18 protein-coding genes and 1 pseudogene are annotated in these 23,475 nt (G+C 26.1%); 3 read left to right on the plus strand and 16 right to left on the minus strand.

Annotated elements, in window-relative coordinates; all coding sequences use genetic code 11:
• Window positions 1-148: 148 nt before the first annotated feature.
• Both KYD98_RS02970 and KYD98_RS02975 read left to right on the plus strand, forming a co-directional pair.
• Window positions 149-1,015 carry a carbohydrate ABC transporter permease gene (locus KYD98_RS02970; protein ID WP_219778102.1) on the plus strand — a complete coding sequence of 289 codons (867 nt, stop codon included), beginning with the start codon at window positions 149-151 and terminating at the stop codon, window positions 1,013-1,015.
• Window positions 1,015-1,932 carry a carbohydrate ABC transporter permease gene (locus KYD98_RS02975; protein ID WP_219778103.1) on the plus strand — a complete coding sequence of 306 codons (918 nt, stop codon included), beginning with the start codon at window positions 1,015-1,017 and terminating at the stop codon, window positions 1,930-1,932. The genes KYD98_RS02970 and KYD98_RS02975 overlap by 1 nt, the downstream gene beginning before the upstream one ends.
• A gap of 1,239 nt (window positions 1,933-3,171) precedes the next feature.
• On the opposite strand, the gene KYD98_RS02980 is transcribed toward KYD98_RS02975, so the two are convergent.
• Both KYD98_RS02980 and KYD98_RS02985 read right to left on the minus strand, forming a co-directional pair.
• Window positions 3,172-4,227, minus strand: coding sequence for an NAD(P)-dependent alcohol dehydrogenase (locus tag KYD98_RS02980; RefSeq protein ID WP_219778104.1), 1,056 nt, complete (start codon window positions 4,225-4,227; stop codon window positions 3,172-3,174).
• Window positions 4,228-4,714: 487 nt separating this feature from the next.
• Window positions 4,715-6,613, minus strand: a complete 1,899-nt coding sequence (locus tag KYD98_RS02985; protein ID WP_219778105.1) for a sigma-54-dependent Fis family transcriptional regulator — start codon at window positions 6,611-6,613, stop codon at window positions 4,715-4,717.
• Window positions 6,614-7,162: 549 nt separating this feature from the next.
• Between KYD98_RS02985 and KYD98_RS02990 the strand changes: the two genes are divergently transcribed.
• Window positions 7,163-7,918: an alpha/beta fold hydrolase gene (locus KYD98_RS02990; RefSeq protein ID WP_219778106.1), complete on the plus strand. Its 756-nt coding sequence runs from the start codon at window positions 7,163-7,165 to the stop codon at window positions 7,916-7,918.
• A gap of 220 nt (window positions 7,919-8,138) precedes the next feature.
• Here the strand turns inward: KYD98_RS02990 and KYD98_RS02995 are convergent, their stop codons facing one another.
• From KYD98_RS02995 to KYD98_RS03060, 14 genes and pseudogenes are all read right to left on the minus strand, one after another.
• Window positions 8,139-9,452 carry a hemolysin family protein gene (locus tag KYD98_RS02995; RefSeq protein WP_219778107.1) on the minus strand — a complete coding sequence of 438 codons (1,314 nt, stop codon included), beginning with the start codon at window positions 9,450-9,452 and terminating at the stop codon, window positions 8,139-8,141.
• Window positions 9,453-9,841: 389 nt separating this feature from the next.
• The gene (locus KYD98_RS03000) at window positions 9,842-11,137 is read right to left on the minus strand and encodes an FtsW/RodA/SpoVE family cell cycle protein (protein ID WP_219778108.1); all 1,296 of its coding nucleotides are present in this window, start codon (window positions 11,135-11,137) and stop codon (window positions 9,842-9,844) included.
• A gap of 326 nt (window positions 11,138-11,463) precedes the next feature.
• Window positions 11,464-11,889 (minus strand): PadR family transcriptional regulator, encoded by a 426-nt coding sequence (locus KYD98_RS03005; RefSeq protein WP_219778109.1) that lies wholly within the window; start codon window positions 11,887-11,889, stop codon window positions 11,464-11,466.
• Between the two features lie 11 nt (window positions 11,890-11,900).
• Window positions 11,901-12,416, minus strand: a complete 516-nt coding sequence (locus KYD98_RS03010) for an RNA polymerase sigma factor (protein ID WP_258049634.1) — start codon at window positions 12,414-12,416, stop codon at window positions 11,901-11,903.
• Window positions 12,417-12,954: 538 nt separating this feature from the next.
• Window positions 12,955-13,413, minus strand: a pseudogene (locus KYD98_RS03015) (P-loop NTPase family protein); the annotation flags it as partial.
• 66 nt (window positions 13,414-13,479) lie between these two features.
• The gene (locus KYD98_RS03020; RefSeq protein ID WP_219778111.1) at window positions 13,480-13,926 is read right to left on the minus strand and encodes a DUF6678 family protein; all 447 of its coding nucleotides are present in this window, start codon (window positions 13,924-13,926) and stop codon (window positions 13,480-13,482) included.
• Between the two features lie 170 nt (window positions 13,927-14,096).
• A complete protein-coding gene (locus tag KYD98_RS03025; RefSeq protein ID WP_219778112.1) occupies window positions 14,097-15,299 on the minus strand; it encodes an IS110 family RNA-guided transposase in 1,203 nt (400 codons plus the stop codon).
• Window positions 15,300-15,581: 282 nt separating this feature from the next.
• On the minus strand, window positions 15,582-15,902 hold the full coding sequence (locus KYD98_RS03030; RefSeq protein WP_219778113.1) for a hypothetical protein: 321 nt from the start codon (window positions 15,900-15,902) through the stop codon (window positions 15,582-15,584).
• A 272-nt stretch (window positions 15,903-16,174) separates the two neighbouring features.
• Window positions 16,175-17,173 carry a nucleotidyltransferase domain-containing protein gene (locus tag KYD98_RS03035; RefSeq protein ID WP_219778114.1) on the minus strand — a complete coding sequence of 333 codons (999 nt, stop codon included), beginning with the start codon at window positions 17,171-17,173 and terminating at the stop codon, window positions 16,175-16,177.
• Window positions 17,166-17,540: a DNA polymerase beta superfamily protein gene (locus KYD98_RS03040; protein ID WP_308462431.1), complete on the minus strand. Its 375-nt coding sequence runs from the start codon at window positions 17,538-17,540 to the stop codon at window positions 17,166-17,168. Before KYD98_RS03040 ends, KYD98_RS03035 begins: the two co-directional genes overlap by 8 nt.
• A gap of 32 nt (window positions 17,541-17,572) precedes the next feature.
• The gene (locus tag KYD98_RS03045; protein WP_219778115.1) at window positions 17,573-18,796 is read right to left on the minus strand and encodes an RtcB family protein; all 1,224 of its coding nucleotides are present in this window, start codon (window positions 18,794-18,796) and stop codon (window positions 17,573-17,575) included.
• 160 nt (window positions 18,797-18,956) lie between these two features.
• The gene (locus KYD98_RS03050; RefSeq protein WP_219778116.1) at window positions 18,957-20,408 is read right to left on the minus strand and encodes a TROVE domain-containing protein; all 1,452 of its coding nucleotides are present in this window, start codon (window positions 20,406-20,408) and stop codon (window positions 18,957-18,959) included.
• 572 nt (window positions 20,409-20,980) lie between these two features.
• Window positions 20,981-22,021: a WYL domain-containing protein gene (locus KYD98_RS03055; protein ID WP_219778117.1), complete on the minus strand. Its 1,041-nt coding sequence runs from the start codon at window positions 22,019-22,021 to the stop codon at window positions 20,981-20,983.
• Window positions 22,005-23,165: a helix-turn-helix transcriptional regulator gene (locus tag KYD98_RS03060; RefSeq protein WP_258049601.1), complete on the minus strand. Its 1,161-nt coding sequence runs from the start codon at window positions 23,163-23,165 to the stop codon at window positions 22,005-22,007. The genes KYD98_RS03055 and KYD98_RS03060 overlap by 17 nt, the downstream gene beginning before the upstream one ends.
• Window positions 23,166-23,475 lie beyond the last annotated feature (310 nt).

The following is a 23,475-nucleotide window of genomic DNA, read 5'->3' on the forward strand; positions in this document are numbered from 1 at the left end:
ATGTTTATTAGCCTATAAGGTACTAAAAAATAATAGACCAATACTTTCGTCTATTATTTTATTTTATGTGCCTAATACATACAGCAAATTATGCAGTATGAATCACACTATAAATTTACAACAATTTTTATTACAAAGGAGTGAAAATATGAGTAAAAAACGTAAAGAACAAAGAGATTTTTGGCTTTTTATAGCACCATGCCTATTTTCTCTTATTATGGTAGTCTTTATTCCTTTTATATCTGGAATTTATTACACTTTCACAAACTGGAATGGCGCTAATCCAGAGTTTAAATTTGTTGGATTGCAAAATTATTTAGCAATTTTAAAGGATACTCAATTCCTTTATTCTTTTAAAATAACAATTTTTTATACTATTACAAGTGTAATTAGTATTAACATAATCGGTTTCGGTTTAGCCTATATTGTTACTAGAAATTTAAAAACTAAAAATTTCTTAAGAACTGGTTTCTTTATGCCAAACTTAATTGGTGGTTTAATTTTAGGATTTATATGGCAATTTTTATTTAATTCTGTATTTACATCAATGGGAGAACATATAGGTTCAAAGATTCTATCTACTTCACTACTTCAAAATACAACTAGTGCGATGATAGCAATGCTTATTGTTGCTTCATGGCAATATGCTGGATATATAATGGTTATATATGTTGCCGCCCTTGAAAATGTTCCAACAGATTTATTAGAAGCAAGTCATATTGATGGTGCTACTGGACTTCAGGCATTTAGACACATTACTATACCAATGGTAAGACCTGCTATTACAGTATGTTTATTTTTAACATTAGCAAACTCTTTTAAAATGTTTGATTTAAACTTTTCATTAACACCATTAAAAAATACTGAAATGTTAGCTCTAAATATATATAGGGAGGCCTTTACCTCAAACAATATGGGTATAGGACAAGCAAAAGCTATTATATTCTTTATATTTGTAACAGCAATTTCTTTAACTCAAGTTTACTTTAATAAGAAAAAGGAGGTAGAAGCTTAATGCAAACAAATGTTATTAAAGATGATAAAATAACTACTAATATAAGTACTAAAAAATCTAAAAAATTAACAACATTAAATGGATATGGAAAAAAATTAGGTTTTTTAGAAATTCTTACATGGTTGCTATTAATACTTTATCTAGCTCCTTTTTACTTAATGTTTATAAATTCATTCAAAACAAGAAGAGAAATTTTTACTAATACAACTGGATTGCCAGCTATTTGGAATTTTAGCAATTATGCAGATGCAGTTTCAAGGATAAATATGGGAAGTGCATTAATAAATTCCGTAATAATTAGTGTTGTTAGTGTGGCATTAATAGTTCTATTTTCTTCGATGGCATCTTGGGCACTAGTTCGTAGTAATTCAAAAATTAGTAGTGTTATATTTTATCTTTTTGTTGCTGCTATGGTTGTTCCTTTTCAAGCTGTAATGCTACCATTAGTAAACTGGATGGGAAAATTAAGCATTGATTCTATTAATTTTAGTATGCTTGGAACTCATTACGGTCTTATATTTATGTATATTGGATTTGGATCTAGTATGAGTATTTTCTTATACCACGGTGTTATAAAAGGTATTCCAAAAGAAATTGAAGAAGCTGCAATTATTGATGGTTGTAGTAAATGGAAGGTTTATACAAAAGTAGTACTTCCATTATTAAAACCAACTACAGTTACAGTATCTGTATTAAATGGAATATGGATATGGAACGATTTCTTACTTCCTTTCCTAACAGTTAATGGTAAAATAAACACTGTCCCACTTGCTATGAATAACTTCTTTGGAGCTTTCTCAAAGCAATGGGAATTAGCAATGGCTGCATTAATCCTAGCTATAATTCCAATAATATTATTTTACTTCTTTGTTCAAAAACAAATTATTGCTGGAATCGTGCAAGGATCTATTAAATAACTTCTTAAATAATAGTGAAAAGGAGATGTACTTAAACAATGTCATCTCCTTTTTTAATTCTATTTTTTGTAATGGCCTTCCCTTAATGTTTTATAACTTCTACTTATCACTAAAAATTAAGACTCTATTTTAATCAGTTAATACATATTTATTCTTAATACACAACCAAATACTCTATCCTAATTTCAATGGAAAATTGTAGTTTAAAGCCACAGGCTTTCTTAAAAATATATGTTATTTTATAGATCACAGCACGATTTTATTCTAAATTCTCAACCTTACCTTTTCTATTAAAAATATTTCTTTCAGACTTATAAAATCTATATTTTCCTAGACACAAGTAAAAGAGCAAACATTAAAAATGTTTGCTCTTTCTTAGTAACTGATTTTTAAGTTGTCCGCCAACTGGGTACGCCATACATCGTACATTGCTTCCGGGATTTTTCCGTTGCCCGTCACCAACTGCATACCTTTTTACGATATGCTCTTCTGCCGGATTTAAGTGTCAGTCCACTAAGATAAATTACTTAACTCTTTATCTTGACTTTATTATATAATATTTTGTAATTGATTTCAATACCTTTTTAAGAATTTTCTGATTTATTTTTTATATTATATAAACTCATTAAAATCTAAATAATTAATTTTTATCTTAAGTTATATTATATCTATCTTCTAACTAAGTTAAGATATTTATACGCTTTTGTATAATTAACACTCTGTAATTAAAATATTATAACTTTTATATATAAGTTCATAACTATACTGTAAAGTCATAACATTTATAAAGTTTCTAAGACTTATATTAATGAACAAAATTTAGATACTATGAATTTAGATTACATAATAATACCCTACTTAAAAATATTATTGATATAATAATATTTTTTCTTTTTTAACTAATTATAATTAATACTCTCTCTTCATCTCCAACGATTACAAACTTTTACGTTTAATATATAACATAGAAAATCTGTTTTGCAAAATATATCCTTATATGATTTTTTAAGTTATACATAAATTAAACTAAATTATCAAATTCCTAAAAAAGAGTATTACTGAAAATCAAAATTCCCAATAATACTCTAATAATAAATTAGACTTTAAAAATTCTCTTAATTTTTAAACTTAATACAGTTATATTGTCATACTTTTAATATTTTCCTTTATTATATATTTATTAAAAATTAAGTACAAATTAAACATTAAATATTTATACCCAATTTTAAATACTAAATTTTATAATATAACAACTGCTTTAATAAAATCCTTTGGCTTATCCTTCATTAATAATAGTGCATCTTCTATATGTTCAAAACCATTATATACATGTGTAACTAATTTACTTAGATCAACACGATTATATATCACTAAATCTCTTAACATTTCTGCTCTAAGACGTCCACCTGGACAAAGACCTCCTCTTATAGTCTTATGAGCCATTCCACAGCCCCACTCAACACGAGGTACTGGTAAAGTATCTCCACTTCCATGGTAGTTAACATTTGAAACAACTCCACCAGGTTTAATCATAGAAATTGCTTGAGCTAATGTTTCAGGACCACCGCCTGCCATAATAACACGATCTACACCTTTTCCATTAGTTAAATTCATAATTTGTTTAACTATATCACCATTTTTATAATTTACAATATCACTTGCTCCATAAAATTTAGCAGCTTCCACGCAAACTGGTCTACTTCCTACACCAATAATTCTACCTGCTCCACGTAATTTAGAACCTGCTATTGCCATCAATCCAACTGCACCAATTCCTATTACTACAACGCTAGAACCCATTTGTATATCAGCTAATTCAGCTCCATGAAAACCAGTAGTCATCATATCTGTTATCATAACAGCACTTTCTAAAGGTATTTCCTTCGGTAAAAGTGCTAAATTCATATCTGCATCATTTACATGAAAATATTCTGCAAAAACTCCATCTTTAAAGTTTGAAAATTTCCATCCAGCAAGCATACCATTTGAATGTTGTTGAAAACCAGCTTGAACTTCTAAAGATCTCCAATCTGGAGTTGTACAAGGAACTATAACTCTATCTCCAACTTTAAATTCTTTAACTTCACTTCCAATTTCAACAATTTCTCCTACAGCTTCATGACCTAAAATCATATTTTGCCTATTTCCAAGTGCACCTTCAAAAACAGTATGAATATCTGATGTACATGGTGAAACAGCTAACGGACGTACAATTGCATCATATGGACCTGCAACTGGCTTATCTTTTTCAATCCATCCTACTTTATTAATGCTTAACATAGCAAAACCTTTCATAGTAAAATCCCCCTAATGTATATTAATTTGTTTGCTATTCCTAAAATTTTTTAAAATGTTTTTTATCATTATAGAAACATTTTCAAGTTTTATTTTAGGCTTTACAATACTATATTTAAGCAATTATTATGCCAAATTTATTCTTTTAATTTTTGTTTATTCTAAATATTTCTTATAATACTACATATTATGTCATTTGTTTTAATAAAAATAATCTAAATGTACAATATAATTTTCTAATTAAAAAATTAAAAGTGTTGTAAAATTCAACACTTTTTAAAAAATATTGTGGTATTTTACAACACTGTTGTGTTTTTATACATAATTAAAATAATATCTTTATTAAGTATATTTTAAAATAACTCTGTTTTAAATGAATGCTGATATTAATATAAAACTCATAGACAGAGGATTTAAAACATAATGTTTAAAATAGATTTTATATTAAAGCTTATCTATTTATAATTTTTATAAACATAAATATATTCTATCTAAGCTTAATATTATATTTCTTTATTTTTGCATATAATGTGCTCCTATTTATCCCTAATACTTTACAAGACTTAGTGACATTTCCATTACAATTATTTAAGCAAGCTTTTATTGCTCTTTTTTCCAATTCTTCTAGTGAACACATATCATACTTTAAATCCATATCATTATTATTGTTTTGTTCTCTTACTAATGATTTATTTTCAAAATTAAAAGAACTATTTCCATTCATATTTACAATATTCTCAATACAATTTTCTAATTCTCTAATGTTTCCTGGCCAAGCATAATTTAAAAGATTTTGATATATACTTTTTTCTATTTTAGGAATATACTTTCCTAACTTAACAGCTTTAACTTGTAAAAAGTATTTTATAAGAAGTTCTATATCTCCATTCCGCTCTCTTAATGGTGGTACGTTTATTGGAATTACACTTAATCTATAATATAGATCTTCTCTAAAATTTCCTTTTTCTACTTCTTCTTTTAAATTCTTATTAGTTGCAGCAATAATTCTTACATTTACATTAATGCACTTGTTGCCTCCTATTCTAGTAATATTTCCTTCTTGTAACACCCTTAAAAGATTTATTTGCATGTCTAATGGCATTTCACCTATTTCATCTAAAAATAATGTTCCTCCATTAGCAAGTTCAAATTTTCCTGCACACCCTCCTCTTTTTGCACCAGTAAAAGCTCCCTCTTCATATCCAAATAGTTCACTTTCTATTAAACTTTTAGGTATTGCTCCACAATTTATTGCCACAAAACTATTGTTTTTTCTATCACTATTATTATGAATAGATTGAGCAATAAGCTCTTTTCCTGTTCCACTCTCCCCTTGAATAAGTACTGTAGAAGGACTATTAGATATACTTTTTACCTGTTCTTTTAATTTTAAAATATTATCACTTTTCCCAACTATATCATCAAAAGTATATTTAGCTGTTCTTCCTGTATATTTATTAACTAAATTATATACATTTTTCATGTCCTTAAATATGCACACCATGCCAGTTATATTTCCGTCTTTATCCTTTATTGGATACACATTTAAATTAAACCTTTTCTTTTTATCTGAATATATGATTTCTATATTTTCATATACTTCTCCATTCTTAAGCTGACTAAATATATCTTCCCAATTATCTAAAACTGTATCTACATTTTTATTTAAAACATCCTCTTCTTTTATATGTAACATATCACATGCACTATTATTTATAGCCGTCACTAATCCTTCAGTATCTACTGCAAAAATTCCTAAGTTTAAAGAATTCATAACCTTATTTAGATATTGATGCGCTTTAAATAGCTCTTTTTGAGTTTTTTCAACCTTTAAATGATTTTCAATGGATTTTACTGCTGCTACTACAAGCCCTAAAGTATGAGGATGAGCTAATTGACGTCTTCCTGTTAAATTAAGACATCCAATTATATCTCCTTTTTCACTATGAATAACAGCTGAAGAACATGTCCAAATATGAAAAACTTTTATAAAATGTTCTTCTCCTAAAATTTGAATTGAAGAATCTTCATAAATAGCCGTTCCTATTCCATTGGTACCTGCGCTTTTTTCACTCATGTCCGTTCCTTCTATAATTCCAACCTTAATCTGATCTTTTATTATATCTTCATCACCTATAATAGTCAGAACAACTCCATCTCTATCAGTAAGATATAATGAAAACCCAGATCCTCTCAAAAAATCATAAAGTATTTCCATAAATGGTCTTGCTATTTTTATTAATTCACAATTTTCTTTTATTAATATATCAAATTCTTTATTTTTAAGTATTCTTAAAGGATAAGGAATATTTCTTCCTACACCATATTTAATACATCTGTTATGAGATTTATCTAATATATCAATATATGTGTTTTCTTTAAACATTTAATTTTACCTCCACACTATTATTTTTTTATAATAATGATAGTAATTATTTTTGAATATAAATTTTATCTTTTAGCTATGTTTTAAGTGAATGCTTATATTTTATTTAATACAAAGGCGAACTAGCATTGGAATTTGCTTTTTACTACAATATCAACCATTATTTAAAAACATACTCTATCTTTTAAATAAGGTTTATTTTAACTAAAATACTCATCAAATCTTTTTAATTAAAATTAATATACCCTTCTTTATAAATTTTAGCCTACATTCCTTTATAACTCAATAATTACAATTTATTTAAATAAAGTATTTTTATTACTTTATTTATATTTCAAATTAATGTTGAAAATTGATATATAATTTAGGCATATATTTATTTTCAAATTTACTATTATAAACGATGTAACATATACTTATACAAAAACAACTAACTTTGAAGATAAACAATCATTATTTATATAATGATACATTATATAAATAATGTTATAATTACTGCATAGATTAAATAGCATTACTCATGTAACTTATGATATATGGAGGATAGATATGATATTTAAAGAGTTTGGAAATAAGAATAAGCCAGTTATTATTTTTCTTCATGGTGGTGGACTATCATGGTGGTCATTTAAACCACAAATTGAAGCACTTCAAAAGGATTATTTTATAGTTACACCGATTATTGATGGACATGGTGATGATTGGAATAATACTTTCATAAACATAAGAAAATCAGCAGAGCAAGTTATTAATTATATAGAGGATAATTGTACTGGAAAAGTTTTTTCAATTTGTGGTCTTTCAATTGGCGCTCAAATTGTTGTAGAGATACTATCTCAAGAACATGATATTACAGAGAATGCAGTTATAGAAAGTGCTTTAGTTTATCCTATGAAAATCTCAACTAAATTTACTGTACCAATCTACAATCTATGCTATGGATTAATTAAAAAAAGATGGTATGCAAAATTACAGGCTAAAACATTAAATGTACCCGAATATTTGTTTGAGTACTACTATATGGATAGTTCACGAATGACAAAAGAATCCTTAATCAATATTACAAAAAGTAATAGTGAATATTCAATATCTCCAACATTATGTAATACGAATGCAAAAACATTAATATTGGTTGGAGAAAATGAATTGCCAGTTATGAAAAAGTCTGCAAAATTACTTCATGCTACTATAAAAAGTAGTTCTTTAAAAGTAATTGAAAAATGTGGTCATGGAGCAATTAGTTTAATTCATACAGATATGTACATTAACTTAATACAACGTTTCTTCTCAAATAATAAAAATTAATGGAACTCCTTTTAAGTTCCATTAAAAAACTCATATTATCAGCATTATTCTAAAACATATCAATTACTTTTTAAATATGAGTGTTAACAACTTAAATTATGTTTATTAATATAACAATCTTTTAAATAGTAAAAACATGCTTTTGTTAACTATATGAATTGTTATTCAGTTAACAAACTATGTGTTAAAATTATATTTACATAATTTTTAAATTTTATTCTTATCTTTGTATACATATCTTTATCTTTTCTATTCTTTTTTCTTTAACTTCTTCAATCTTAAATACTATATCTTCATATTCAATAACTTTTTCTTCTAAAGTTTTTGGAATTCTCCCTATATGGTTAATTAAAAATCCACTTATGGTTTCACAATCATCTGAAAGTAAATTTAAATCAAGACTATTATTTAAATCATCTATTGAAAGTAATCCATTAACTATAAATGTATTACTATCTATTTGATTTATATAAGGTTCATCATCGTCATATTCATCATCTATATCTCCCATAACTTCTTCTATAAGATCTTCTATTGTAACTATTCCCGAAAAACCTCCATATTCATCTATTAATATTGCCATATGCTTTTTAGAATTTTTAAGTTCTTTAAACAATTGATCAATATTTTTTGTTTCAGGTACAAAATATGGTAAATGTAATATCTTTCTTATATCAACATTTCCAAATCCATGTTTACGAGCTTCAATTATAAAATCCTTCATATATAGTATCCCTATAACATTATCAATATCGTCTTCATAAACAGGTATTCTTGAATATTTTTCTTCTAATAATTCATCTAAATATTCATTTAAAGGTGCATTTATATTAATTAAATATACCTCAATTCTTGGTGTCATTACCTTTTCTGCTAATTTATCATCAAATTCAAATATACTATTTATCATTTCTTTTTCTGTTTCATTTATAACACCATGTTCTTGACCAACTTCTACTAAAGATTTTATTTCTTCTTTTGATACTTTCTCCTCCAAATTTTCTATGTTCATACCTGTTAATTTAATTAATATATTAGTTGAAATAGACAACAGTTTAATAAATGGTAAAGTCAATTTAGAAACATAAATTATAGGTCTAACAGAAAACATTGCAATTTGTTCTGATTTTTGCAACGCAATTCTTTTAGGATATAGTTCACCAAATACAAGTGTCACATATGATAGTATAATTGTTATAACTATTAATGATATTTTTTTTGCATAAGGAATATTATATTTAGATAAAAATAAAGCAAAACTTTCAGATAATCCAATAGCAGCTGATGCACTTGAAAAGAAACCTGCAAAGGTTATTCCTACTTGTATAGTAGATAAAAATTTAGTTGGTTCCTCTATAAGTTTTTCTAACAATTGTGCTTTTTTATCTCCACCTTCTGCTAAAATTTTTATCTTATTTTTATTTAAAGATACAATAGCCATTTCTGCGGAAGAAAAAAATGCATTTAAAAGTGTTAAAATAACTATTAATATTAATTGTGATGCTATATTTGAAGAATTATTTTCTAATTCCATAATTATTTCCTCCCCAAAATTAAGTAATATAAAATCTTATAATTCCATAAAAAAATATTTAAAATTCTTTCATTTATTTTTTATTATTCCTTATTTAAACACTTTAATTCTAAAAAAACAAAAGTAGTAGAAACCCTTTTTATCGTTCTCTACTACTTTCTTTATCTTTTATTCCAATTTTTCAAACTAATACTATATATGCTTTAATTAAATTATTACATATATAATCTTTTATAGAATTTTTATAGAAAATTATATCTTTAATTAATAATCTCTAGTTAGAAGCATATATATCATAAATTTTCTATATAAATTTCTCACTATAGTAATCAGTACTATTGTTTATAAATATTTTAAAATTTATATTAATGAACAAACTTTATTGAAACTTATATATTTTCAATTTTAGATATACTTTTTCCTTTGTATACATTAATTATAATTCCAACTATAAACATATTTATAATAGTAGCTGTTCCTCCATAACTTACAAAAGGTAATGGCATTAGAGTAGATGCACTTATAGTTACTCCAAAAGTCATTAATATATTGCCAATAAATTGAATTCTTATTATAGATACAACTCCGAAAACTAATGATTTAGCATAAGTATTTTTTACAGAGATTGCTACTTTAATCATTCTTATTATTAGTGCTCCAATTAAACCAATAACAATAACACCAACTATCCAACCAAAATTATATATTATATATGAAAGTATATAATCTGTATAAAAATCTGGAATAATATTTATATCAAAATTATTAGCTCTTCCAATTAATACTGATAAATCTCTAATTATCTTAAGTTTATTGTTAATATCTCCATATCCATTGATATTATTGCTTATATCCATAAAATTTAAATTAGTTTCAAAACCTATCCTACTTAAAATTATAAGTAATGCTTCAACACTAGCAAATAATCCTAATATCTTTTTACTTACTTTAAATGAATATAACAATACAATTAATGAAATTCCATAAATAATAAAACTAAATAATGAATTTGTTCTAACAAGTAATATTAATGGTAATAATCCTAGGAATAAGCCTATTATAGTTTTTCTTTTATCAGCCCAATCATACTTATCATATATTCCAGCTAAAGCAATTATAATTATTATTGGTGCAAAATATCCTATGTTTATAGTCAATCCTCCTATTTGTACCCATTGTTTTACTCCATTATAAGCTGGAATTCCTGAAAATCCAGTATAAACTAAAGCAAATAAACCAACAACATAAATATATTTTGAACATTTTTTAATTTTTCTATAATCTATAAAACAAGCTAATGATAATATAATTATACTTAAAATATTAAACATAATAGTATTCTTTGATACATGATTATTACTTACTCCAAAATTTTTTTCAAAAATATTTATTATTACTGTACTTAGTAGTATAAGTCCTACACTTAAAGCTATTACACTCCATTCAGGCTTAGACTTATGTAACTTATTAAGTTCACTTCCTACATGTTTAGATGATCCCATTTCATTAATTGCTTTTTTCAAAGCATTTTCTTCTTTTTCTCCTGATTTTATATACTCATTTGCCTTTTCCTCTAAATGTGCACTTAATTCATCTTTTATTTCATTATGAACCCTCTTATTCTTCACTTGGGAGCACACATCATTAATATATTCTTTTATTTCTTTACTATCTTTTATAGTCATCTTCCAATCACCTCACCAAATTATTTATTTTTAATGCTATGTTGATATTCTAGTATAAGGGCGAAATGGCATTGGAATTTGCTTTTTAGAACTCTTAAGTGAAAGTCAAAATTTTATATTTTGTCACTTAAACTTACTCAGCGAATGTATATGAGTCGAGTTTCCTTTTAATCTTACAATTAATTGCTTGTCAGCAATCTTTGATTGGGAACATGCATTAATTGGACTAAGCTTTATTTTAGAGTTCTTAAAGTAAATTCCTCTGTCCATGAGCTTTATACTACAATATTAACACTCACTTAAAACATAGCCATTTTTAAATATACTTATGTTATCTTTTGTAATCTCCCCATATTTTCTAACATTTTAATGTTTTTACTATTTTCAGATTTAAATTTTAAATATTCTCTTCCTTTTCTAGTTAATCTATAATACTTTTTATCTATTTCATCACTTTCATGAAGCCAATAAGATTCTAATAAAGCTTTTCCTTCTAAACAATGCAGAATTGGATATATTTCACCTTCTTGCATTAAAAGTGTCCCTTTAGACTTAATTCCTAATTCTTTAATTATTCCATATCCATACATATCCTTTCTTTGAATCAATTCTAGCACTAATATTTCTAAATCAATTTTTTTATTTTCTATTTCTTCCTCATCCCGTATTGCACTTAAAATATTCTGTAATATTTCTTCTTTAGATTCTAATCCCTTATGAATTGCTTTTTTAACTATATCCTCTTTATTCAAAATACACCCTCCTATATTTCAAATTCTTCACTTATCTTGTTCATTGTCCGATACAATCTATTTTTAACAGTAGACTCACTTATATTAAGACTCTTACTTATATCTTTTATTTTTAAATCACTTTGAAAATATAAAACACATATCTTAAAAGTAAGTATGTCCTTCTTCTTTATATAACTCCATATTTCCTTACATAATGCTTCTTCCTCATAGTTAGATTCAATATTCAAATCTTCTTGAATATTTTTAAATTGTTTCTCATCATTTACTGAAAATATCGGAATATGATTTTGTACCATTTTTAATACTCCATAATGCTTATATACTTCATTTCTTGCAATTCTAATTAAATATTTTTTAGGTTCTTTTATTTCTTTTTTATTTTTTAAAGCTTTATAAAAATTTAAATATATATTTTGCATTATATCTGCTATATCATTGCTACTTCTACATTTTAATACTACATATCTCAATACATCATCATAAGTATTGTTATATATGTCAATAATTAATTTCTCCATATCCATTTCTTGCACATTTCACACTCCTTACACTAATAATGATACTTAAATTTCAAGTTTTGTTTCAATAAAAATAAATTTTATTGAAAATTATTTTGAATGTCTTTTAAAACACTTTAATACAAAAATCATAGATAAGAAAATTTACTTAAAATATAGTTTTATTATAAAAGAAAAAAGCTCAATCTATGGATTTAATCCAAGTATTGAGCTTTTTATAAAGAGTTAATAGTATATAGTTAATTGTTTAAAGTTAAGATTTTTTCTATTTTAAAAGCAAATTAGTCCAACTTAAAACTTTAAGTTAAACTAATTTATTTTTGAAGTATTATATTAATATGTAATTTTAATAAATATTTATCCTTATTAGCTATTTTATAAAGAACTAATTAAACTTAATTGCTTAATTTTTTATTCTTTAAGTACGTCTTTGTTTTTTTCATTAAAAACACCTCATCTTTCAAAAAAATTATAAGATAAGGTAAGATAATATGATTGATATTTTCTGCGGATTTTTTATATAATCTGTTATTTAAATTAGAGTTTATCTCTCTAATATATCTTTTATAATTATATCTACTGTTTCATCTACACTTAAATCTTTAGTTAAAATCTTTTCTTTAATAATTTTAATAAAATCCTTCTCATTCCACCATAGTTTCATATCATTTTCTCCAAATTCATTACAATTTGGCTTTGTTTTATGGCGTACTATGGTTTCTTCAAAAAGAATATCATAGTAATAAGCAAATATTTTATCTTTAAATTCAGACTTTGCAAGTTCAAATAATGTTTGATACCAACTAGAATTTAAAATACCTTCTAATATGACAATATCACACTTATTTTTTCCATATAAAATAAGCTCTTTAATAAGGGGTAATGCTTTTGTATCAAGTCCATCATGTACACATAAGATATCTCGTCTAATAACATCCTGTGAAATAAGCATAATATTATGTCCTAATTTTTGTTGTAACGTTTTTGCCACTGTAGTTTTACCACTACCTGAATTTCATCTAATAATAATTAATTTAGACATAACAACCCCTCCACAAATTGTACTTTATTAATCTCTTTTATATCCATAAATTACATATGTATCATTATATTTTTCATAATTAATGTTATATTTATTAAGTATTATTAGAAACTCTTTTTCAGCATCATGTATAACCTTTTTAGGACACAATCTTCCTCCTTTTGTTTCATAATATCGTGGTCTGACCTTAATCCATTCTATTAAATAATACTTTAGATAGACAAAACTTTCTTCATCATATCCACCAAAATAATTTACATCCGAAGTAAAGTGAGTATAATATATGCTATCATCTTCAACTTCATATATTGTTTTAATTATATATGGTGGTGGGAATGGCATTTCCTCAATCATAGCTTTCCTAAATTCTTTCCACTTTGTATTATTCATAAAAGAAACAAGCTGTTCCTTTTTAATATATTCTCTTGCTTTCTTTTTTGATTTTTGAATACGTGCATTTTCTATATTTGTCATTCTTTATCTTTATTTCCTTCATTATATAAATTAATGTCTATATTACTCCACTTTAAACCTGCTAATGAAAATCAAGTCTTTTTTTATAAATTTTTTAATTATTTTTCATTCTCTATTTTTAAGCATAACAAATAAACCAGTATATTTCACTGGTTTCATGGAAAAATAAACTAATTATTTATATATATTTCCATAACTCTTGCATAATAAATATGTAAAAACTTATTAAATCCAGCTATTTTAGATACTTTATTAGGTTTCCCTTCAGCATCTTTCTTTTTTATGTATAAGTAAACTGCATCATGTTCTGGCTTACTTTGCTTTAAGCAAGTCATAGCCTCAAATCCTACTTTACGCAATGTTGATGAGCCACGTTTAGAAATATGTCTATCAGTTCCTGTAAACTTTCCCGATTGATATGGCGGGGCGTCAATACCAGCATAAGCAACTAGAGCTTTCGCTCCGTGGAAGCGTCTTATATCACCAATCTCACCTATTAGCCTTGGAGCAATTACATCTCCAACACCATTCATAGCTCTAACAATATTATATTCAGGTAAATCCTTTGCTATTTCTTGCATTCGTGATAAAATTTTTGTGAGAGTAGATACTATCTCTCTTATCATTTTTACCGATTCATGTACCAGCATTTTGGTTGATGGGGTACTAGATGGTAAAGTTGGAATACCGTCTTTAGCAACTGCATAAATCTGTTTTGCTTTAGCTTCGCTTTGACGGTATTTATTTTTCTTAGACCAACTGTTATAACTTTGAATAAATTCTTCTTCACTTAATTTTGTAATGTTATCAAAGTGCCAGTATTCATCAACAAAATCAGCCAACTTATCCTTACCTGAGGTCTTATTCCAACTACTAAAAAGAGTTTTTATACCTGGCATAGTATAATCTAGCATATGAGTTAGTTCTAGCATATTTTCTACTCTTAATTTCATGTAACTTCTATATTGTCTTCCGAGCAAGCGTAGCTCTGAATAAACTGATTCACTTTTAGTATAATCCTTAAGATGATACCAAAAATCAATTCCATAGTTAGCTACAACAATAGAGTCAATTTTATCTGTTTTAGGATTTCTAATCCCCTTACATCTATAGCGTTTCATTTCTAAGGGATTAATTACTGATACAAAAAAGTTTTGGTCTTTTAGATAACTTAAAATAGGCAAATGATACACACCTGTTGCTTCCATCACTATTTTTATCTCATCACTAAAGCGGCTTATCAGCGACGAAAGCTTATATAGTTCATCTTCTGTATGATTAACTTCAAATGGTTTCATAAGAATTTCACCACAAGGTTTTACAATACACACAGTGCTTTTTTCCTTGGATACATCAATACCTACACTAATCATAGTAACCTCCTAATTTAATTGTTTTATAATTGTTTCCATCCACACTTATTGAAATTCATTTTCGTTAGTTACACGAAAGCCTTCTAAAGGTTTCAACCTGCTTAACCGAATTCTTACAATAAGAGAATGGCTGACAGTTTATCGAGCGGGTGTTATAACCCAATTGGAATTACGTCAGACCAATTATTCCCTTATTATAAAGAAATAAGTGTAGATAGTTAAGTGATATTTCACTTAATCTCTACACTTATATAGTACGAAATTGGAATTTATATAAATGATTTATAAAGGATAAACTTTTTTGCAATTTTTCAGTTCATCACAATCTGCTTTAGAAATATATATTTCTACTGATTTTGATAAATCATTTTCTAAAAATATTTCCTTTTTAAGTATATCAATTATAAAAGGATAATTTTGTTCCGCTGATGTAGTTTTCATCCAAATACCAATTGGGTTATTTTTACCTTCTAAATAATCATATCCATTGTCCATTATTTTTTTATCTGATAATTGCTTAATTCTATCAGGTACCCTATAGCATAAATCTAAATCAGGGTTTTCTAATAATTCAGGGGTTAATTTAATTACTATTGTCTCCATGTATACTTCTCCTTTTCTACAAATTCCTATTTATCTTTTGGTTAATTATATGATATTTTGTAAATACAACCTTATATTTTTTTAAGAGCATTTACTAGTAACTACAACTTTACATATTATAAAAAAGTATATAACTTTTTCTTCTAACTTTGTAATTTCTAATTCTAAAACATATATCCTATATGAAATTAAATTAAAGAGGGTTATACTATCATTTAAAGTTAAACTTCATGTTTTATAAATAATTAGAAGTTGCATTCTGTAATAAATAACTAATTGTAATATTCCTCATATAAAGAAATCAATAGTTCTTCAACTTGTGCTTCATCAGGCTCCTTAGGTAAAGTAGTATTCACTGATGCTTCTTTAAAATTAAAATCATATAACTCTACCAATTTAAACAATTCGTCATAACTATACTTGCCTTTTCTAATATCAATTAATAAATCTTGTTCTTTCTCTCGATAAGTATTAATTTCATGAGTTTTTAATATTTCAGTTCCCATAATTAGAAGTCTTATTAAATGCATAGCATGTTTTAAGAGTTTGCCCTCATCCTTTTTTCTATTCCTATGATTGAGTTTATCATAATCACGAACAATATTACTCATTTGTGAATATATACTGATAAAATCCCTTAATGGATATTTATCTATACTAATATCCATTAATATCTCTGTTTCTATTTCTTGTTTATCAGATTTATCAATATATAATTTTATGCTTCCTTTTGGAAACTCTGTATAATTAGATGAAAAATGGTTCATTTTATTCTTTATTGTATTAAGCATATGTTTTTCTTTTTCTTCCTGATGATACTCATCCCTTGCTAAAGCATTCTGAAGCCTTCTTAATTGTGCAGTAGCGTAATTTCCAAAAGTGTATATTACTCTTTTGGATAAAAACATATCTATATTCTTACGTAATTTCTCCCCATATTTATTCATATATATAATATGCTCTTCCTTAGTACCTAATAACTCAAGAATATTTGGATTCCCTTTTAATGCTAATGAAACAAATTTCTTAAGTCCATATATAACAGTATCTGTTGCTGTATCTTCAAATTGTTCAAAGCTTTGAAATCCATACATATTTTCTTTTCTTTCAATTGTAATTCCTCGTAAATCTATGTCACTACTATCTAAATTAGTTCCATATCCTATTGATCCTGAAAGAGTTAAATAAATGATGTTTTCTCCTAAATTCTTATTTAAATGTATAAATTTATATTCCTCTTTATTTAAAATTTCATTTGTCACCTTACTCATTTATACCTCCGCTAAAATCTCTAAGAGTCTTATGAAAAAATTCATTTAAAATACACGAATTTGACTTGTACATTAGTTTTAATGCTTTTCTAAGATCCCATCCATTAACATCTAACACCTCATCTACAGGTATTTCAATAATATCAGCACCTTCAAATACACTTAAATACCATTTAATTGGATGTACATAAATAAATCTCACATCAAAATTACTATCTTTAGATTCAAATCCCCAGCCACGACTTCCTGATTCCACAGCATATAGTATTTTTACATTATTTTTTTCTTCTATACTTCTCAATTGAGCTTGAATTACCTTATCTACAAATATATTTTTTCCTTCTTTCTTTAAGCAATTATTTAATATATTATTAAAATAATTTTATTTAAATATTCAAATTATCCTTGAGACTTAAAATTATAAATTGGTTTAATTATTTCAATAATTTCAACTGTTTCAGAAATATTTTGAATAATTTCCGTTTTAGGTTTATAAACCATTGGAGCTTCATCAATTGTTGCTTCTGTAACTGAAGTTGTAAAAATCCCTTCCATTGAAGCCTTAAATTCTTCTAAATTCACTTTTTCTTTAGCTTTAGTCCTGCTCATGATGCGCCCAGCTCCATGTGGTGCTGAATAATTCCAATCTGGATTTCCTTTTCCTATGGCAATTATACTTCCATCTCTCATATTAAGAGGGATTAATACTTTTTCTCCTTCATAAGCTGAAATGCTTCCTTTTCTAATTATGTTGTCTTTAAAATTTATATAATTATGAATCGTAGAAAATGATTTAAATTCCTCAAAGCCTTTTCCAAGCAGCTTTTTCAAAATTATATCTGCCATAGTGTTTCTATTTAAGACAGCATATTCCTGGCATATATTCATATCATGTAAATATCTCTGCCTATAATCTTCGCTTAAAAAACATAAACCTTTTGGATAACTTGGCATTAAGTCATTATATAATGCTTCTAAATCTTTTAATGCTTTTTGAATTTCCTTTCTACGTCCATCAGCTTTATATTCACTAATTATCTTTTCTCTTTTAACAAAATAATCTTCTTTATCGCTACATAAATCTATAGCCAAAATTTGATAAATACTAGCCACTTGTGTTCCTAAGTTTCTACTTCCTGAGTGAATCACTAGATACTTTGTACCATCAGCACTTTCATTTATTTCAATAAAGTGATTTCCACCACCTAGACTTCCAATACTTCTTTCTATCCTTTTAGTATTTTTCAAATCTCTATAACAATTTAAATTTTGTAATTCTGAAAATCTAACAACTCTTCCTTTATGAACATTCATTCCTGATGGAATATATTTATGAATGATATTATCTAATTTTTCTAAATCTATTTCTATTTTCCCTAAGTTTACAGTTAGCATTCCACATCCAATATCAACTCCTACAATATTAGGAATAACCTTATCTCCTAAATCAGCTGTAAATCCAATAACACAGCTTGCCCCTTTATGAGTATCTGGCATTATTCTAACCTTGCAGCCTTCTACAAAAGGCTGATTACATAATTCTTTTAATTGTTCAATTGCTTCTATTTCTATATTATCTGTAAATACTTTTGCCGTATTATATTTTCCTTTAACTTCTATCATAAATATTACTCCTAAATTTAAGGGGAGAAAAACTATTTAAGTATTTAGTGCTCTACCACCTGAGCTACTTATAATTTCTAAGAAATATAAGACCGGATTCGAACCAGTGACATCTATCGTTAACAGCGAAGTAACTTAAATATACACTTCCCCTATGTTTTTATATAATTGATTTTAATTCTTCCTTAAAATAATAATCTTCAATTTTTCCTTTTATATTGATAAAACCAGCTTCTACCTTTGGTATAAATTCTAATATCTTTTCATTCCATCCTGCAATTACATTAACCTTATTTCCTTTAAATTGCTGTGTACCATAACCTAAAATATCAATTGCATGAACCCAAACATTAGGATTTACTTTCTTTTTATATTCATTTACATAAGCTTGACATACTCTCTCATATCCACTATTTATCTCATTGTCTGATAGAAGTATTATTCTATCTACATAAATTTTATTTTCTAACAAATATCTTATTGGTAGTGAAAGATCAGTTCCTCCCCATGTAGGACGTATAGATTTTGCATTAGCTATTATTCCATTTTGGGTTGCAAGTGGTGTTATTTTAAATTTTGTATCAAAAGTACTTGTTATAGCTTCATCACAGATATTATTTGCAATTGCCATAAGAACAGTACCTATTTCAGCACAAGTCATATCACTTTTTGCACTTACTCTAGAGCTCATAGAACCTGATACATCCGTAGATATAAAAGTCTTGCCACTTAATCTTTCTATATTTTTTGTAGAATGTCTAATTGCATTTTCCAATACATCATAAATTTTTGATGTTCCTAATCCTTCATTTGATAACACATTAAAGGCTGAATAATATCTAAAAGGTAGTTGCTTACTTTTTTTAACTCTATTGTCATTTTCTAAAACTTCATATACCTTATTTATATTTTCTGGTCCAGCTTTAATAATATTTCTCAAATTACGAAGAATAGCCATATAACCAAGCTTATTGCTATCAATTAGTTTTTCCCATGTATGCTTGTTATTACCTTCACTTGAAAGCATTGTTTCCCAGGTAAATGGTGTTTCCAAATTGTCTTCAAATAATCTCTTAAACATATGACTTTGCTTATCTGTAGCTGGCTTCGGATGAACTAAATTTACTATGTCTTTAAGTTTAATTTCTTTTGCTCCATTATATTTTGCAAGAGAAAATTCATCAAATCTCAAGAAACAATCCGATATACCTTTCTTTAAAGAATTTGGTATTGGCTTGCCATAAACATTTAAATAATAGATTAAGACTTCTGACATATCATCTACTCTTTCAACTATTCCATTTAAAACTCTTCTAACATACTTTTTACCTTGAACATCATTGGCAAGTTCTGAAACTATAACATGCGAAATGCTTCTTAAGTGAACTTCCTTTCTAGCATATATAGCTAAGTTGGCTACAAATTTTGGATCTATCTTAATAACTTTTCTTAAGTCATTAACTATTTCTAAAGAATTATCTCCATAATATTTTCCTTCATTAAAGAAGCTAGTTAAAACTTCAGTTATTAGTTTTTCCTTCAGTTCCATTTTAAAAGCCACATGACCTTCATTATTTTTTGTGGTATTCTTAAAAATATTAAACTTTAACATTTTAATTTGCTCCTTTCAATTTTGAAGTTCAATAATACTTTAATTTAAATAATTTATAGAATTACATATTACAATATCCATATAATCATATTAATTATTTAAGGGAGAAAGGCGAAAAGTGTTAGTTGCAATCATAATTACAACAAATTCAATTTATTACCCAAAAATAACGAAGTAACACTTTTCTACACTGCCCTTATTTAAATATGGAGAAAAAGCTATTTAAGTATTCTGCTGACACTCTTCCATTTAAACCATACATATTAACAACATGTAATTGGACTCGAACCAATACCTCCAGCTCGGATGCGAAGTAACTTAAATATACACTGCCATATTTTGTTTTCCTGACTACAATATTCATTATATTCCTTCTAAAATTTTCTTACAGACAAAAAGTTTGCATCTTTTGAATTACAACCCTTTTATATTAACATAATATCCCATATGTATTTATTTGAATAAAAAATAATCTGTATAACCTTAAGTTTATGAATTTTATTCACGCTCCTTAAGTCTACACAGATCATTCTTATATATTTCCTCGTTAAAATATTTTTTTAATTCCTTTTTCATGATAACTTATTTATGTTTTTTATAGTTTCAGCAGTTTCAAACATAAATGCCTTTTTAATATTATCAATAACAATATCTCTAACTCGACTAGGTGACTTTACTTTAACATATGGGCCTAAGGACATTATTTTTCTTATAACCTCATCTTCTTCAAAGGTATAATAATAAATATCTATTTCATATTTATTTTCTGAAATTATCCTGGAATTTCTTTCAAATGAAGATAAACTCATAAAACATCTTTCCATAGCACCCCTAATATCTTCAAGTTCAATTGTTATTGGAATTTTTGAATATTTCTTTTCCTTTAAGTTCTTAATCACATCTTCTTTTTTTACTTTTGAATTAAAATTTTGTGCTATTTTAACTTCCTTTAAGGTATGTAAATTAACCATTATAGATCGCTTCTCTTCTAAAGAATATAGCGATGCTCTAAATTTATCATCTTTTAATGAATACTCAATTCTAATTGGAAGTGCTAATTGATTATTATATTCATTGCCATTCTTATCTACATTGGAATATAAAATAGGCTTCTCATTAATTATTCCTTCTAAAATAGTATAAAAATCCTTACTTAATTTTTCTAAATCAACATCAAAATCATTTTTCCCCTTGTTTGTAAATTCTATTACTTGATTACTACCTGCTTTTACCTCTGCTAAACCTGCTTCCAATTTTTCTAAAGTTTCTTTTCCTAGCAAAGCTTGTACTACTGGTTCCTTAGTCATTCCATTAAGCCAGGATTTTTCTAGCTTTGAAAATCTAACTTTAATAGGTATACTATCTTTATTATTTAAAATACTATAATACTTTCCATCTCTTTCTTCTAAAAAATTAAAATTGTCTGTTTTGTTATATTGATTTAAAAGCATTCCTTCAAAGGTTTTAAAGTCTTTTCCTATTATTTTTTCATCATACTCCTCCTTTTCAATAAGCCTTATAACTTCATCTTTATAAAGCCCATTTTTTGCTAGATTTAAAATTCTAAATACTAAATGAAAATATTTATTTTTATATTCATGAAATAACTCCATAATTATTCAGCATATCCTCCCAATCCTGTTTTATTTTTCTATGAAGATATCTAGGCGAAATAACCCTTAAATAACCACCATATTTTCTAATCCATGGAATCATTTCCCAAGAATCATTTACTATCTTTTTAAATGAATATTTAGTATTACTTATCTCCTCAAAAGTGCACTCCTCTAACTCACCTTTTATCTTTTCAACTATATAATATTCATTAACAGAATTTATATTAACTTCAAATTCTACTTCTTCATATGGAGCATCACTGTTATGTGGTACACTTGAAAAACTTTTCTCCATAGCTAATTTATACTTTTCCTCATATTCATCATAGTTAAATCTTGTTTTTAAAACCTCAACATCATCTTTCCTATCGAGCCTTGCACTAACACATCTTCCGGTGCTAGTAAATGAAAAGACATAAAATCTTCCACATTCAATATCATATCTAAGCTTAAAGGGCCTAATTGCTTGATTATCATACCTTTTGACATGTGTAGTTTTATAATTAATCTTAAGTCTTATTTCATTTCTATTTTCAATTGCTGTCATAATTTTCAAAATTAATTCTTCTTCAATTACAGGATGAAAATGTAAGTTTTTATATTGGAAACAATTATTATCATTTGGTATTATATTTCGTTCAAACTCCATATAATCTCTTAGTGTATCGTAAAAATAATGCCCACTTACATTAGGAAAGATAATATTTTTATATAAATCTACTATATTATAAAGATTTAGAATTTCTTCATTATCAAGTTCTTTTAGTATATCCTCTGAAATGTAATACTCTTTAACTCGCCCTTCCTTCTTAACTGATACAAGTTCCATAGAATTTACTAATTCATTAAGCTTTCTTTCTATAGTTTTACTGCTTATATTTCCATAATCAATCAATTCTTCACTTACCAGTTCATTTTCAATATCTGAAAATGTCATAGGTTTGTTTTTATAATTTAAAATTAAAAGCAAGTAATAATATAAGATAATATCAGCTTTAGTAAAACTCTTGCTTAAATATGTATTGACTAAAAAATTTTTTGTATTGGAAATGTCATCATAACTTAAACTTAAAAGTTTATTTTTACCATCCTTGTCTATTTTAATAAAATCATTTTCTATATATTGTTTAATTCGACGCATCTCATAGCTAACTTTTCTTGAACTCCCATGATTTTTATTTTCTAAATCACCTTTTGTAAAACATCCATATAAAAAAACATCTCGAAGTATTGAACGTATTAAATCATAATGTTTAATAAAATCTGGAAAAATAAAAATCCCCTCCTTTGCTTGACCAATATCTAATCATTGCTATAAATTATTCATCAAATTATGTTATGTTCTCCAACTTTCCATTATAGACATTATCTATATATAATCTCATTTTACATTTTCCCCCTTATTATACTATATTATTTTAATATTCTACCACTAAACTCCAAATACTTTC

This window comes from Clostridium weizhouense (assembly GCF_019431045.1).
GTDB lineage: Bacteria > Bacillota > Clostridia > Clostridiales > Clostridiaceae > Clostridium > Clostridium weizhouense.

What these genes read in the sequence shown, in the direction of transcription:
- KYD98_RS02990 (WP_219778106.1), top strand. Translation starts at nt 7,163, where the DNA reads ATGATATTTAAAGAGTTTGGAAATAAGAATAAGCCAGTTATTATTTTT.
- KYD98_RS02980 (WP_219778104.1), bottom strand. Translation starts at nt 4,227, where the DNA reads ATGAAAGGTTTTGCTATGTTAAGCATTAATAAAGTAGGATGGATTGAA.
- KYD98_RS03050 (WP_219778116.1), bottom strand. Translation starts at nt 20,408, where the DNA reads ATGTTAAAGTTTAATATTTTTAAGAATACCACAAAAAATAATGAAGGT.
- KYD98_RS03025 (WP_219778112.1), bottom strand. Translation starts at nt 15,299, where the DNA reads ATGATTAGTGTAGGTATTGATGTATCCAAGGAAAAAAGCACTGTGTGT.
- KYD98_RS02985 (WP_219778105.1), bottom strand. Translation starts at nt 6,613, where the DNA reads ATGTTTAAAGAAAACACATATATTGATATATTAGATAAATCTCATAAC.
- KYD98_RS03060 (WP_258049601.1), bottom strand. Translation starts at nt 23,165, where the DNA reads ATGCGTCGAATTAAACAATATATAGAAAATGATTTTATTAAAATAGAC.
- KYD98_RS02970 (WP_219778102.1), top strand. Translation starts at nt 149, where the DNA reads ATGAGTAAAAAACGTAAAGAACAAAGAGATTTTTGGCTTTTTATAGCA.
- KYD98_RS03010 (WP_258049634.1), bottom strand. Translation starts at nt 12,416, where the DNA reads ATGGATATGGAGAAATTAATTATTGACATATATAACAATACTTATGAT.
- KYD98_RS02995 (WP_219778107.1), bottom strand. Translation starts at nt 9,452, where the DNA reads ATGGAATTAGAAAATAATTCTTCAAATATAGCATCACAATTAATATTA.
- KYD98_RS03035 (WP_219778114.1), bottom strand. Translation starts at nt 17,173, where the DNA reads ATGAGTAAGGTGACAAATGAAATTTTAAATAAAGAGGAATATAAATTT.
- KYD98_RS03030 (WP_219778113.1), bottom strand. Translation starts at nt 15,902, where the DNA reads ATGGAGACAATAGTAATTAAATTAACCCCTGAATTATTAGAAAACCCT.
- KYD98_RS03000 (WP_219778108.1), bottom strand. Translation starts at nt 11,137, where the DNA reads ATGACTATAAAAGATAGTAAAGAAATAAAAGAATATATTAATGATGTG.
- KYD98_RS03020 (WP_219778111.1), bottom strand. Translation starts at nt 13,926, where the DNA reads ATGACAAATATAGAAAATGCACGTATTCAAAAATCAAAAAAGAAAGCA.
- KYD98_RS03055 (WP_219778117.1), bottom strand. Translation starts at nt 22,021, where the DNA reads ATGGAGTTATTTCATGAATATAAAAATAAATATTTTCATTTAGTATTT.
- KYD98_RS02975 (WP_219778103.1), top strand. Translation starts at nt 1,015, where the DNA reads ATGCAAACAAATGTTATTAAAGATGATAAAATAACTACTAATATAAGT.
- KYD98_RS03045 (WP_219778115.1), bottom strand. Translation starts at nt 18,796, where the DNA reads ATGATAGAAGTTAAAGGAAAATATAATACGGCAAAAGTATTTACAGAT.